Below are 14,727 nucleotides of genomic sequence, written 5' to 3'. Positions count from 1 at the left end.
GCTTATCAAAGATATTAAACGTCTGGGCTTCGGTTTTAAAAATTTTATCAACTTTAGAAAGCGTGTTTTCATCACTCTGAATATACAAAAAGAGAAGACCTATCTGGTCCTCTCTAGATGTTAGCTTTTCGTCACCCACTACAGTTGACAAAGAGCCAAACTTATAAGGTTGACAAGCCGTCGAGAACAAGTTTTAGAACAGTTGATAGAGTTAGCTAAACCTCTACCTGAATATGTGATTCTTCTCTCTATTCCTGGCATCGCAGAGACAACGGGTACAAGCGTTATTGGCGAATTAGGAGACATTCGTCGCTTTACGTCTGCTAATCAAATCAACGCTTTTATCGGTATTGATCTCAAACACTATGAGTCGGGAGATTTCCTAGGTCAAGAGCATATTACTAAGCGTGGGAATCCTTGTGCAAGAAAAATTCTGTACAAATCTATTCGCAATATCGCTTCAGCTAGCCATACCAATCCTTGTCATATCGCAGATTTCTATGAGAAACGAAACAGACAATCGACAATAGCTTCAACTAAGCCACATACGATTTCCTCTATACATCGTCTCATTCGAACAATGTATTACCTCATTACGCATAACAAACTTTACGATTACTCTTTGACCCAAAATCGATAAGGCTGTCTATGCCGTATTATGGTAACACCTTGTTTCAAAAAATACCAGATGAGGTGTTTTTTTAGCATGCCCATTTATGGATCAAAAAGTGTTAAAAATAAGACAGTAACCTCAGAATAGCCACTATCTTATCTCTTTTTTTACTTAAAGCCTTGATAGACTTGGCAAATGGTAGAAAAAGAGAACCGAAGTTCTCCTTTTCAATCTATTAGTTTAACACTCTAGGTGGGTAAGCAATACCAGTCTTATCAAAGTAAACGTAGATTCCTGGTTGAATTTCTACCCATGTGCTAACAGCTCTCTTACCACTATCACCATAGTAATAGCTGATTCGACCATTGCCAGCACTTACTGTTTGCCCTTTTACTTGTTTACCATCTTTAGCAAAGTAATAAGTATCGTCACCAATTTTAACTTCACCAGTCACTGACTTACCATTAGTACCGATATAGTACCAATTGTTGTCTCCTGTTGTGAAGAACTCATTAGTCAAGCGTTCACCTGTTGCAGCATCATACTTGCTATAGGTACCATCTGCATTCTTAACAACGCCACCTTTAACTTGACTTCCATCTTCTTTAAAGTAGAGGTGTTGTCCATTGATAACTTGAGCACCTGTAACAGTCTTACCGTCAGCGCCTGCATAGTACCATACATTTCCATCAGTTGTGAAGAATTCGTTAGTAACTAATTCTCCAGAACCTTCTTTGTACTTACTATAAGTACCATCTGCATTCTTAACAACGCCACCTTTAACTTGACTTCCATCTTCATTAAAGTAAAGTTTTTGACCATTGATAACTTGAGCACCTGTAGCGGCAACACCATTTTCATCAAAGTGATACCATTTACCTTCAATGTTTCTCCAAGTGTTCTTGATAGCATTACCAGTGTGTGCGTCAAAGTAATAAGTTTTACCTTTAAAGGTTACTAATTTATCTTTAGCTTGGAAACCGTCTTCTCCAAAGTATTGTGTGAAGCCATCAATAACCGTAACACCTTTGGCCATGACACCTTCATTAGTGAAGTAACGGAATTTCACAACCTTAGATTCATTACCATCTTTATCAGTTTCAGTTACATCAAATTTAGTGTAACCACCCTTGTACATTTGACCTTTATAGTTATAAAGGTAAGTATTACCGTTAGCATCAACATAGAAGGCATTGCTCAACATGATACCATTTGGCAAGAAACGATAAACATCTTTACCATTTGGTGAGTATTCACCATTTGTAACCATGTGACCACGTGCATCAAAGTAATAGGTATTTCCATTGAAAGTAACAAAGGCAGATTTAGCTTGATTACCACTTGTACCGAAGTAAGTGATTCCCTTACCATCATTTGAGAACCCAGTAACAGCCTTTTCATTTCCTGTCAATTGAAGAGGAATGAAGTTACCTTCTTTAGTGACAGTGAAATATTTACCAGTTGCTTCATCGCTAAGTACATAGCCAACACCGCGGTCAAGAACGTTTGTTCCGTTGAAGTATTTAGCCTTCCATTGTTTCAATTTAACAGAATCATCAATTGGTTTACCAGTTGAGATCATGTTTTCCGTGAACATTTTAGGGTACTTAGCTTTAAGTTCAGCTAAGAATTCGCCACCATATTGAGCTTGGTAATCCCTACCTGATGACTTAGAGTTAGCTACATAAAGTGAGTGATCAATGATAGCATCTGCAATCTTACGTCCTGCACCGTCAGTACGAGTCGCTGTTACGACTTCTTTACCTGGCAATTGGTAAATTTGGTCTGGAACCCAGTCAGCGATTGCTTGGATACCCGCTTTGTGAAGGGCTTTAAGAGCATCACGAAGATCTTCTTTAGAACCATATTTATTGTTCTTACTCATGGCAAGATCATAACGATCTGCAAAGGCATAACCATTTTGGATAACTGAGTCAAGGAAGGTACCGTCATCGGCAGATACAAATTGTGGTGCCATTTCAAATGATGTTACGCCCCATGATTTGAACAAATCAACATTTTCAGCAATCTTACGGTTAGTATAGACTGAAGGATCTGAACCATCCGGGATAGTTTGGAAGTTTGAGAATCCTTCGTAGATCAATTGTGAATCATAAGCCTCAGTCGCTTTAAGGGTCAATTCGCCTTCTTTTTTAGCTTCTGTTGAAGGTGCTACACGGATATCTTGATCATCTGAAGCTCCGACTGGAACCCAAACTGCTACGAAACCTGACATATCAAATGTTTCATAACCCTTGATGTCATTAGCGCCGAAAGTCAAGACACCATTGCTGTCTGTTTCTTTCACGTAACCTGCTGCGATTGCCTCTGCATCAGATGTAAAGTTCTTGATACCATCAGCTGTACCAACAATCAAAGCACGGTATTTCTGGTTGGCATGGATTTTACCCATTTCAACATTAAGTTTAGCTGACTCATGCAAAGTCAATTTTGGATTATTCACTACAAGAGTTACCTGACCAGAGGTACGGCTGTATTTAGAACCTTCTGTATCGTCAGCTGTCATGATGTCTTTACCATAACGTACTGAAGTGTAGACTTCACTTGTGCGGTAAAGTTCAACATCTGAATTGTCCATCTTACCATCAGTTGGCAACCAGTAAGAACGTTGCGCTTGTCCACCAGATACATACTTGATACGGTTCTTCATCAAGTTAACGATGGTGTCGTGATATGGTGATTTAGTTTCCATATAGTGACCGTCATCTGTATAAAGGTCTCCATAGTAGACACGAGTGATCGTTTCCATGTTCTGCAACATTACAGCATAAGCTGCAGGGATGTTATTCAAGGTATATTTCTTATTGCTGCTGAGCATGTCTTTGTTGTAAATTTCAAATGCTTGCTTCATTTCAGAATCAGAGATAGTGAAACCATCTGATTTTTTATTGATTTCTTTCTTAATGATTTCAGCAATAATATCTTGAACGTTGTTATCATGGGCACGGATAAAGACGTAGTTTCCTGACGCGTCTCCGTATTTCTCATTGTATTTACCAATTGTAGACTGTTTAGCTGTACCGTCTTCGTTGTAGGCAGTGCTTCCATCTTTGTTAATCCAGTCAGTCTTAAAATCGCGTTGAGTCGTATTGAAAGTATTGTTATACAAAGGACTTACAGCTGGTGTACGATCCTTAATTGGTTTAGCCAATGAGAAAAGGAGGGCCAAACGTTGTTTATTTTCCATGGCAAGCGCAGCACCATCAGTCTTGTCATTGTAATGGTTGTCGTTAAGACTCCACGCTTCAAGAACTGAGATATGAGCAAGAGCTTGCGCCTCAGATTTATTTACACCATAGTACTCACGGAAATAGTTTGTGTAGAGTTGAAGCATGTCAGCATTGACATTATCTACCGCATCGACACGGATACCATCGAAGTTAGCATCCTTGTCACCCATAACAATTGAACCCCAGTTCATAAGGTAGTGAATTTGGTTCAATTGTTCCGCTTGAACAACTGGGTTAGATAAGTCTACGTCATTAGCAAGCAAGAAGTCGAAGCCACCCATGTGGTTTGGGTCAGACTGCTCATCAAGAACTGACTTATTAATCGTACCAGTCTGGTTAGTAGCCGTACGGTTCAAAAGACGATAGTTAGAATTTGCCCATGGTGTACGTGAGTCATTCACATAAAGAAGGGCTCCACCTTGAAGGTGATCCTCTCCTCCACCTTTTGAATAGTTTTCAGTTTCTTTGTTCCACTGTGGTTGTGTCTTAACAAAGGCAGAGATAGTTTCACGCAACCATTGTGTTGATTTTTCAGCCTGAATCTTTTGTTCAATCTTAACTTGGATATCCTTAGCAGCACGATTTAAGTCTGCTTGCTTATCTGTGCTTGTGTACTTAGCCTCCAAGTTGAAGACTTTAGACATGTAGTTCAAGTAATTAACTTGCGTATCTACATTTGGCCACCAAGCCATCAAAAGTGGACGGAAATCTTCTGCAGTTGATGCTTGCCAAGTCACACCATCTTTGATGATAGAAACTGGACGGTACCAGCTATCAGCAGTCAAATAACCATTAATCAATTCAAAACTTGCTTCAGATGAATCGTAGGCACGGTTATTGATTGAGAAACCATCAACAATATTTGTTGTTCCAGGTGTGAAAGAGTGTGTTGATGAACTTGTAAGGGCGCCATCTTTGCCGAAGTAAAGCAATTGACCATTTACAGTAATGGCAAAGTTTTCTTTGTGTGAACCATCTTCATTAACATAGTAATATTTACCATCAGTGTATTTGATGTTTTTCAAAGAAAGTGCTGCTTCCACTTCTGAATCTTTCAAAGCAGCTTGAGGAGCTTTAACTTCTGTATTGACGACTTCAGCCTTAACTGTAGCTGGTTGTTCTTCTGCTTTTTCAGTAGTAACAGCTGGTGCATCTGTTGTCACAACTGCTTCTTTATTTGGAACAGCTGCCACTGCTACATCAGCAGTAGTTGCTGTTTTAGCTGCTTCAGCTGTTGCTTGTGTATTCGTTGTAGCTGCTGTTTCGACAGTATTTGTTTCTTTAGCAGGTGTCAAAACATCTGCTTCTTTTGTATTTGTACGTTTATCGACTTCTTTGGTTGCTTCAGTAGAAGTAACTAAATCGGCTGTTGTATCTGAATTTGGTTGAGTTACTGTCTTAACTTGAGTTTCATCCGCTGAAACTGAAGATGTTGTTGCAGACAATCCTCCTACGACAGTAGCAAGTGCTGCAGAGGCAACTGCAATTGTAACCCATTGCTTCTTAACTTTATGAAGCTTATAGTGTACCTTATTTTCCATTATAATTTTCCCCGTGATTTTATTTGTCAAAATCAGACTGAAATCTATCCGATTTCAAACAATTACATTATATCATTATTTTCTAACTATTTCTCGAATTAATTGTTTTTTTATAAAATATATGTAACATAATATTAATATTAGAAAATTTTTGTAATAAGCCTGTTTCATAGGTTTTCAATTCTCATTTTTATATCATTTGATAACTGAAACTATTTTTTTAGAAAATGTCTAGAACACTTGATTTAATAACATTTGTAGCCTTTCTGACTCAAAATTGATATTTGTCAGATTTTTTTCTTTAAGGATCAAAAAAAGGCAAAATTTCTTTAAACGATTCTCGTTTTCAAGAAATTTCACCTATAAATTCATGTCAAATCATATCGTTTTTCACTTAATCTCTCAGATTAAGATTAGATTGATTGATTATTTATCAAAATCAGCATAACCATTTTCATCGAAGAAGACAGTCTTACCGTCTTGGAAAGTGATCCATGTGTTTGTCACACGTTCTCCAAGAACTGATTCGTAGTATTCTACTCCTTTTGGTGTGCTGATTGGGCTACCTTTAACTTGACGTCCCAAATGATCAAAGTAATACTCTTTACCATCGATATTTTGGCGTCCTGTTACAGCCTTACCATCTTTGAAGTAGTACCAAACATTGTTACCAGTTGTCAAGAAACGGTTATTGAGACGCTCCCCTGAATCTTTATCATAGTAAGAAAGTGAACCATCAGCATTCTTAACAAAGTCACCTTTAACTTGGCTACCATCTTCTTTGAAGTAATAGTTTTTACCGCCAATGCTATAGGCACCTGTCACGATTTCACCATTATCTTTGGCATAGTACCATGTCTTACCACCATCAAGAGTGAAGAAATCAGATTTGACTTGGCTTCCATCAGCATTGAAGTAATAGTTAAGGTGGTCAATTGTTTGACGACCTGTGGCGAGGTTACCATCCTTATCAGCATGGTACCACTTGCCGTTTACTTCGAAGAACTTGTCTTTAACCTTGTAACCATTATCTACAGTGTAGTAGCTAATCTTGCCATTTTCAGTAACAAATTCACCTTTAACTTGGGCACCATTTGCACGGAAGTAGTATTCGTGACCATCCAAAGTAAGGGAACCTGTCACATTTTTACCAGCTGCATCACGGTAGAACCATGTTGAGCCATCTGTTGTGTAGAATTCACCCTTCTTAGCTTGTGCATAGCCTTGATCATTGAATTCATACCAGATACCATCGATTTCAGCCCAACGATTTGTGTAGGCATTACCTGAATTTTTATCGAAGAAGTAGAGTTTTCCGTCTGGAGTAACATACTTAGTACCTTTAGCTTGGAAGCCATTTTCATCAAAGTATTGCAATCCTCCACCAGCATGAGTCAAGCCAACAGCCATTTCTCCAGTTGGTGAGAAATAACGGAATTTAGCTTCTGTTTCTGAAGTACCTTCTTTCGGTACATCGAATACAAAGTAACCATCTTTGTACTGCTCACCAAAGCTACCAAAGTAATAATATTTACCATCCTGTTGATAAATAGAATCACGAAGCTGGATACCGTTTGGCAAGAAGAAATAAGTCTTACCATCGATATCTTGACGACCAGTTAACATATAACCTTCTTTATCGAAGTAATAGTAATTTCCAGCATATTTAATGAAAGCATTCTTAGCTTGGAAACCACTATTATCAAAGTAGGCCATGCCCTTACCATCATAGTAGAATCCTGTCTTACCACCTTGATCTGTCAAAGGTTTTGGCAAGAAGATGCCATTATCAGTAACTTGATAATAGCGACCCGTAGCATCGTTACTGAGAACATAACGATTACCACGACCCAAGATATTAGTACCATTCATGTACTTAGCAGACCATTGCTTGATTTTAACAGATGGATCAATCTTCTTACCAGTTGATATCATCACATCTTCAAACAACTGTGGATATTTCTTTTGGAGCTCATCAAGGAACTCACCACCATATTGAGCTTGGAAGTCCTTACCTGATGATTTAGAATTTGCAACATATAAAGTGTTATTGATATAAGCATTGGCCTTTGGAGTACCATAACTATTAGCACGTGTTGCTGTTACAACTTCTTGTCCTGGCAATTGATAAAGTTGATCTGGAACCCAGTCAGCAATTGCTTGAATACCTTGCTTGTGAAGCGCCTTAAGTGCATCACGAAGATCTTCTTTAGATCCATATTTGTTATTCTTACTCATGGCAAGGTCATAACGGTCAGTAAAGGCATAGCCATTTTGGATAACAGAATCAAGGAAAGTACGGTCATCAGCCGATACAAATTGAGGAGCCATCTCGAATGATGTGATTCCCCATGACTTGAAGAGTTCCGCATTTTCTGCAATCAATTTATTAGTATATTGGCTATCTTTTTCAACAAAATCTTGGAAGTTTGAGAAACCTTCATAGATAACTTGTGAGTCCAATGCTTCAGTAGCAGAAAATGTCTTGTCAAGTTTCTTATCTGAACCTTTAACACGGATATCTTGGTTATCAGGCGCACCTACTGGTACCCAAACACCAAGATAACCTCTCATATCAACAGTTCGATATCCCTTGATTTCATCTCCACTGAAAGTCAAGTTCCCTTCAGCATCGGTGTATTTAATTTTTCCAGCTGCAGCTGCATCATTCTCGTAAGTGACAATTCCCTTATCAGTACCAAGAAGTAATGGACGGTAGGCTTGGTTAGCATGAAGTTTACCCATGTTAACTTTCAACGTACCATCACCCAGTGAGAAATCCTGATTATTGGCAATAAGTGTCAACATACCAGAATGTTTACTTGTTTCTGCTACACCCGTAGTTTGGTCAGCAGTCATAATATCTTTACCGTAACGAACAGATGACAAGATTTCTTTTCCATTGAACGTGTCGACTTTCATCGATTGTCCACCTGAAACATATTTCATACGGTTCTTCAAGAGCGTTGTGATAGCATCGTAGTAAGGAGACTTGGTAGCCATATATTGGCCGTTATCCGTATAAAGATCTCCATAATAAACACGAGTTACCTGCTCCATATTTTGAAGAATCAAAGCATAGGCAGCTGGAATATTGTTAATAGTATAACGTTTTTCTGCCTTCTTCATATCTTCATTATAGATTTCAAAGGCACGTTTCAATTCAGCATCAGTCATGGTATAACCATCTGATTTTGGATTGATCTCTTTTTGAACGATATCACGAATGATATCTTGAACAAGGTTATCATGAGCACGCGCAAAGATGTAGTTAGCTTGTGTATCTCCATACTTACTATTATTTGTACGGTCTGTCAAACTGCTAGTAATCAAATCTTTCAATGAAGAGCCTGATCCATAAAGTGCACCCATAATTGCATAACGAAGGTTATTATCCATGGCAAGGGCTGCACCATCATGTTTTTGATTATAAGCATTATCATTTAAATCCCAAGCTTCAAGGATAGAAATGTGAGCGAGTGCATTGGCTTCAGATTTATCCACACCAAAGGCTGCTCGGAAGTAGTTTGTATAAACTTGGAGAAGGTCTGCATCAACATTATCAACTGCATCAACACGGATACCATCAAAGTTAGCATCCTTATCACCCATAACAATTGATCCCCAGTTCACAAGATAGTGAATTTGGTTCAACTGCTCAGCTTGCACAACTGGATTTGAGTTATCAACGTCATTGGCAAGTAGGAATTCATAACCACCCAAATATCTTCCTGTACCATTTAGAGAACCATCTTGGTTACTTGGTGTACGGTTAAGCAAACGGTAATCAGAATTTGCCCAAGGTGTCTTGTCATTATTGACATAAAGAAGAGCTCCCCCTTGAAGGTGGTCAGCAAGGGTATAGTTTTCAGTTGTAGTATTCCACTGGTCTTGTTCTTTTACAAAAGACTCAATTGCTTGACGAAGCCATTCAGTTGATTTTTTAGCTGAAATTTCTTGTTCAATCTTAATTTGAATTGTCTTAGCAGCTGCATTCAATTCAGATTGACTTTGGCTGGTTGAATAAGTTGCGTTAAGGTTAAAGTGTTTAGAGAAAGTATTGAGGTAGGCAACTTGTGTATCTACATCAGGCCACCATGCCATCAAAAGTGGACGAAAGTCTTTCTCAGTTGATACACGCCATTTTTCACCATTTTCCAAAATAGTGACTGGACGATACCAGCTGTTTGGTGTCAAGTATCCATCTACCAACTCGAAGCTTTCTTTCTTAGAATCGTAAGCACGATTATGTGAAGAGAAAGCATCAACTAGATTAGTTGTACCTGGTGTGAATGAGTGTGTTGATGTGCTTGTCAAAGCACCGTCTTTACCGAAGTAAAGCAACTGGCCATTAACTGAAACAGCAAAATTTGTTTTGTATGAACCATCTTCCTTGACATAATAGTATTTACCATCAACTTGTTTGATGTTGTCCAAAGAGAGTGCTGCTGTTTCTTCTTTTTCAGTAACACCAGATTTTGGTTTTTCAGCTACTGTAAGCGTTGTATCTGTCGCAGTCCAAGTTGCAGCTGGTGTTTCTGTTGTCGCACCATTTGCTACTGCTGCACGATCAGTTGCTGCTGGTGCTGCCGTATTAGTAGTGGTGTCTGCTGCAGTGGTTACTGCCGCAGGAGTTTCGACTGTTGTAGTATCAGCAGCCTTGTCAGTTGTTACTGCTGTCGCATCTGTCGTAGCAGTTGCTTCAGGAGCGGCTACTTCATGCGTTTCTACCACAACATCGCTTTCAGCTGTCGTAGAGGCAACTGGTTTCGTTGTTTCATCGGCTGAAACCTTTTGATTAGCTACTGTAGCACCACCTACGATAGAGGCAAGTGCTGCCGAAGTGACGGCAATCGTCACCCACTGCTTCTTAACTTTGTGAAGCTTATAATGTACCTTTTTTCCCATTTTAGGTCCTCATTTCATTTTCCTAGTTTGAATGAAAATCTACATAATTCAAACAATTTCATTATAGCATATTTTTTTCAAGTATTTGGAAACTTTATCAGACCTTTTAACTTTTTAATCATAATGTAAATTGAAAAATATTTTGACAAATATTAAAAACTACCGAATCTAGAAAACGGTAGTCTTTTTCTATTTTTTAGGAAAGTTTTTAGAAGTCACTGATTAAGCTATCTCTATGCAATCAGTTGGCAATTTTCAAGCCAGCTATTAAGCAAAAACCACGTTATGTTGAACCCTGTAACTGACTAAAAAGAGCAAGGTTTCTGTTACCAATTTTGCCAGAACCAGTCCCAAACCAATAGCCACTAAGCTGCTAAGTAAGAAATAGTTACAAGCTAAGAGAACCAAGACCAACATAAAGTAGCGAACACTTGATCTAAAGAGGGAGCTTGTCGGATTGAAGACCACATTAGCGTTTAGTAGACACTGGCTGGAAGCCGAAATCACTCGAGCTAGCACGACCGAAAGGAGGAGATTTTTCGTTAAGGCAAAGAGCACAAATAAGGCGGTTGCATCAATGACTGAGGCCAAGACAGCCGTGCCAGAGAACTTTAAAAAAGGGCTGTAAATACGGATGGAATCACGAATGGGCCGAAAGTGCGAGCTTTTATTCTCCTCCAGATAAACGGTCTCGATTGGGACTTCAGAGATTTGGTGACCTGACTTTTTGGCTTCAAGCAACATGTTAAACTCGTACTCAAAACGATTGCCATCTAGATTAAGCAACCATGGAATCAGGTCCGTTGACATGCCTCTAAGCCCCGTCTGGGTATCCGTTACCTTCTGACCTGTTACTAGACGGAAAAGCCCCGCAGTCACTTTATTTCCAAAGCGACTTCGTGCTGGCACTTTACCAACAAAGGCACGCGCACCCAAGATAAGATGACTTGGATTTTCCTCGGTCGCCTTGGCTACACGGACAATATCCTTAATCAGATGCTGACCATCGCTGTCAACTGTTACTATAGGTTGAGCAGACAGATGTTGGCTGACCACTTCTTCTTGGATATAAGCGAAAGCAGTCTTTAGAGCGGCTCCTTTTCCTTTATTAATCGGGTGTTTAAGGACCGTAGCTCCAAAAAGGGCTGTTTCGTCGTAATAGTCGTTATAGCGTGGTCCACTCCCATCATTGACAACAATAATGCGTGATTTAGGGAGTTTTAAAGTAATATCTTGAACCACCTGAATCAGGCGAGTGTCTGGTTCATAAGCTGGAATAATAATATACATAGGCACTTCCTTTCTGTTTCATCCTATGATTCTTTAGTGACCTCCGCTAAAGCCACCTGGTTGCCCACCACCTTGGGGACCACCACCTTGAGGGCCACCCCCACCAGGCATTGAGTTTTCAATCTTAGTTTGTTTTTCACCATTGATAGTAATGTCACCACCGGTATAGGTCGCTGAACCGTCAAAGTCAAAGCCAGATTGACCGGTTAAGTTAATCGTTCCACCCGTAACGGTAATATCACCATTTGAATCAATTGGGTCTGTGTCACCTTGACCAACCTCGACATTAAGAGTTCCACCTGTCATCTTGAAGAAAATCTCACTTTGACTGGCATTACTATTAGCAGCATTGATACCGTCATCTGTCGCATAGACATCGATATTTCCGCCATTAATAGTCACAGATTTACCTTCAATACCTTCGGTTGATTTTTCAACTTTGTAAGTACCGCTATCAATAATCAGGTCACCAGAGGCATGAATACCATCGTCACCAGCCTTGATAGTCATGGTATTGTCAGACAGATACATGGTCCCTACCGATGTGTCGTCATCATTGTCGACCTTAACGCCATCTTCTTCCGCTTCAATGGTCATGGTTGTTCCTGTGATATTAAGTTCATCATTGACATTGAAGGCATCACCAACTGAAGTAATCTTGTAGGTACCGCCTGTTATATGAAGACTGTCGTTTGCTTTAATACCGTTGTTTTTCTTGGCATCAATGTTTAGAGTACCTGAACCATTAATGGTCAAATCTCCTTTAGAGAAAATCACAGCATCCGCATCTTCATCACTATTAGAACTTGAATCAGAAAGTGTGTTTGTAGTGCCATCTTTAAGTGTCAGATAGACATGACCAGCTTTTGTGGCGTTGATTGCTGCATTTGTATTTGTCATGGTAACGCCATCTAAAACAATATGGACATCGTCTGAATCACCAGCGTCTACCTTGATTTGCACACCGTCGGATTTTCCTGAAATGACGTAGGTCCCAGCTTTGGAGATGGTTACGGTTGAACCTGATAGGGCTGCACCATCACCTGAAACATCCGCAGATGAGCCTGATAACTTAATCTTAGTAGCTGAGCTTTCATTATAAGAGGTATCAGAATCTTTAGAAGTAAAATAGTTGCTGTTGTTCTTATTTGTTTTCTTACTGGTCGTTACTGTTACTGCACTTGTTTTTGATGTAGTGCTTGACGTCGTCCCAGTTGACTGACTGCTTGATTGGCTACAAGCTGTCATGACTGTTAGAGCAGTCGCACAGGTCAATAAAGTCGTCCATTTTTTTAGTTTTTTTGATTTCATATTTTTTCCTCTCGGGTTCGTTTGGATGATTACAGTTTACGGGACTTACCTAAAACAATTCTAAAGGTTAACTAAAACTTATCTTAAGTTAAGTTTGGTGAAAGTTTAGCTTAGGAAAACTTTCAGAAAAGTCCCATAGACTAATAGGCGAGCAAGTAAGTGCTTTATAGAAATAATACATTTGCTCTCAACTTTTCTACTATAAAAAAAGAATTAAAACAATAAGTCGACTGTTTGAAAATAGATGTTCCTGCAACAGATTCCCTATTTTCCTGGGAGTTGCTTTACGGCTTTGTATCTTATCTAAAAAGGAGTTTTTCATGGTTAAACAATTGGAAACACGTTTTAAACGTATTGAAACGAAATATGTGGTCTCAAAGGAAAATCTTGAAGACCTGCTCACTGATCTTAAGGAGTATTTGGTAGAAGATGATTATCCGACATCTACCATTTCAAATATTTACTTTGATACGGATAATTTTGACGTCATCCAAGATGCCCTAGATGGTAATCACCGTCAAGAGAAAATCCGCATGCGTACCTACCTAGCCAATCCCAAAATTGATAGTAAGGTCTTTTTAGAGGTTAAAGCCAAAGATGATGAAGGAATCGGTCATAAGTTTCGTCTCGTTTCAACACCGCTTGCCATCACTAACTTGATGACAGATGGTAAGAACCATGGTCAAATCACTGACCGCCAGCTCTTACAGGATATCCACCACTTACGTCAACGCTACGATGAAGGTCTCAAACCTCGTATGTATATTTACTACAACCGTTTTTCGATGAAAGAAAAAGAGACTATCGAAGGCTATGCTTACAATAAAGTACGTGTTACCCTTGACCAAAATTTGACTTACCGTGATGAAGACGTCAGTCTCTTTAAGGGAAATCATGGTTTTCCCCTTCTTGATGAAGATACGATTATCATGGAAATCAAGGCACCTGGCAAAAAGCCTGACTGGCTTCAAGCTATCTTAGACAAACATGGTTTGGAAGAGCAAAAATTCTCGAAATACAGCTGTGCCTATCATAAGTCTCAAGGTCTAGACTACGGACCACGTCCAGCACAAGAAAAAGGAGCTGCTGCCTATGTCTAATCTCTTCAATTCTATCTTTAATGATGCGACCGCAACTGCTAGTCCCCTTCAACTCATGCTGGCCTTACTGGTCAGTCTTGTTTTAGGATTGGCCTTAACCTGGACTTACAAATACCGAACTCTCTACACCAGAGAATTTGTCATTAGTTTGACACTACTTCCATGTTTGATGACCCTAGTTATCTTCCTTGTCAATGGTAGTCTGGGAACCTCTATCGCCGTGGCAGGGACCTTTAGCCTCATTCGTTTTCGTTCTGCCACCAGCGGTTCTAGAGAACTAATCGCTGTCTTCATGGCCATGATTATTGGTCTGGCATCTGGGACAGGCTATCTCTTACTGGCTGTCCTCTTTACCATCTTCCTTTTAGCTGTTTGGCTTCTTTTGGAAAATCGTCAAAGTCGTACGGACAACCAACGTCGTAGACTTCTGACCATTAACGTCCCCTACCAAGACTTGATTGACCAAAAAATAACTAAAGCCTTGCTCAATTTCACAAGTGAATGCGACCTGATTTCCCTTAACACCACAGGTGGAGGAGAAAGCATGCAACTGGTCTACGAAGTAGACTTGAATCCCCAAGTCAATGACTTCCAATTGACTAATCACCTTATCTCAAGTATTAAAAATTGTGACCTGGCTCTAACAAAAAAAGCTAAAAAGAAAAAGAATTTGTAAGACAAAAAGACATCTCCGACTGATTTTCGGAGATGTT

6 protein-coding genes and 1 pseudogene are annotated in these 14,727 nt (G+C 39.4%); 3 read left to right on the top strand and 4 right to left on the bottom strand.

All coding sequences use genetic code 11. The annotated features are described in order from the left end of the window. Nucleotides 1–157: 157 nt before the first annotated feature. Nucleotides 158–640: pseudogene (locus tag HMPREF1517_RS07220) on the top strand (IS110 family transposase); the annotation flags it as partial. Nucleotides 641–848: 208 nt separating this feature from the next. On the opposite strand, the gene HMPREF1517_RS07215 reads toward HMPREF1517_RS07220, so the two are convergent. The 4 genes from HMPREF1517_RS07215 to HMPREF1517_RS07200 all read right to left on the bottom strand — a co-directional run bounded on the left by HMPREF1517_RS07215 (nucleotide 849) and on the right by HMPREF1517_RS07200 (nucleotide 12,914). Then, on the bottom strand, nucleotides 849–5,405 hold the full coding sequence (locus HMPREF1517_RS07215; RefSeq protein WP_037600602.1) for a glycoside hydrolase family 70 protein: 4,557 nt from the start codon (nucleotides 5,403–5,405) through the stop codon (nucleotides 849–851). A gap of 426 nt (nucleotides 5,406–5,831) precedes the next feature. After that, nucleotides 5,832–10,313: a glycoside hydrolase family 70 protein gene (locus HMPREF1517_RS07210; RefSeq protein WP_037600599.1), complete on the bottom strand. Its 4,482-nt coding sequence runs from the start codon at nucleotides 10,311–10,313 to the stop codon at nucleotides 5,832–5,834. A 267-nt stretch (nucleotides 10,314–10,580) separates the two neighbouring features. Further along, entirely contained in the window at nucleotides 10,581–11,603 is a 1,023-nt protein-coding gene (locus tag HMPREF1517_RS07205; protein WP_037600596.1) for a glycosyltransferase, read from the bottom strand. 33 nt (nucleotides 11,604–11,636) lie between these two features. Next, the gene (locus HMPREF1517_RS07200) at nucleotides 11,637–12,914 is read right to left on the bottom strand and encodes a carbohydrate-binding domain-containing protein (protein ID WP_037600593.1); all 1,278 of its coding nucleotides are present in this window, start codon (nucleotides 12,912–12,914) and stop codon (nucleotides 11,637–11,639) included. Between the two features lie 320 nt (nucleotides 12,915–13,234). Between HMPREF1517_RS07200 and HMPREF1517_RS07195 the strand changes: the two genes are divergently transcribed. Both HMPREF1517_RS07195 and HMPREF1517_RS07190 read left to right on the top strand, forming a co-directional pair. Then, a complete protein-coding gene (locus tag HMPREF1517_RS07195; RefSeq protein ID WP_037600590.1) occupies nucleotides 13,235–14,014 on the top strand; it encodes a polyphosphate polymerase domain-containing protein in 780 nt (259 codons plus the stop codon). Further along, nucleotides 14,007–14,690, top strand: a complete 684-nt coding sequence (locus tag HMPREF1517_RS07190; RefSeq protein ID WP_037600587.1) for a DUF4956 domain-containing protein — start codon at nucleotides 14,007–14,009, stop codon at nucleotides 14,688–14,690. The genes HMPREF1517_RS07195 and HMPREF1517_RS07190 overlap by 8 nt, the downstream gene beginning before the upstream one ends. Nucleotides 14,691–14,727: the final 37 nt, after the last annotated feature.

Origin of the sequence: Streptococcus sp. ACS2 (genome assembly GCF_000525585.1) — a bacterium.
Classification (GTDB): domain Bacteria; phylum Bacillota; class Bacilli; order Lactobacillales; family Streptococcaceae; genus Streptococcus.
The sequence above is the reverse complement of the archived record's forward strand: the minus strand, read 5'-3'. Positions and strand labels throughout refer to the sequence as shown.

What these genes read in the sequence shown, in the direction of transcription:
- HMPREF1517_RS07200 (WP_037600593.1), bottom strand. Translation starts at nt 12,914, where the DNA reads ATGAAATCAAAAAAACTAAAAAAATGGACGACTTTATTGACCTGTGCG.
- HMPREF1517_RS07215 (WP_037600602.1), bottom strand. Translation starts at nt 5,405, where the DNA reads ATGGAAAATAAGGTACACTATAAGCTTCATAAAGTTAAGAAGCAATGG.
- HMPREF1517_RS07190 (WP_037600587.1), top strand. Translation starts at nt 14,007, where the DNA reads ATGTCTAATCTCTTCAATTCTATCTTTAATGATGCGACCGCAACTGCT.
- HMPREF1517_RS07210 (WP_037600599.1), bottom strand. Translation starts at nt 10,313, where the DNA reads ATGGGAAAAAAGGTACATTATAAGCTTCACAAAGTTAAGAAGCAGTGG.
- HMPREF1517_RS07205 (WP_037600596.1), bottom strand. Translation starts at nt 11,603, where the DNA reads ATGTATATTATTATTCCAGCTTATGAACCAGACACTCGCCTGATTCAG.
- HMPREF1517_RS07195 (WP_037600590.1), top strand. Translation starts at nt 13,235, where the DNA reads ATGGTTAAACAATTGGAAACACGTTTTAAACGTATTGAAACGAAATAT.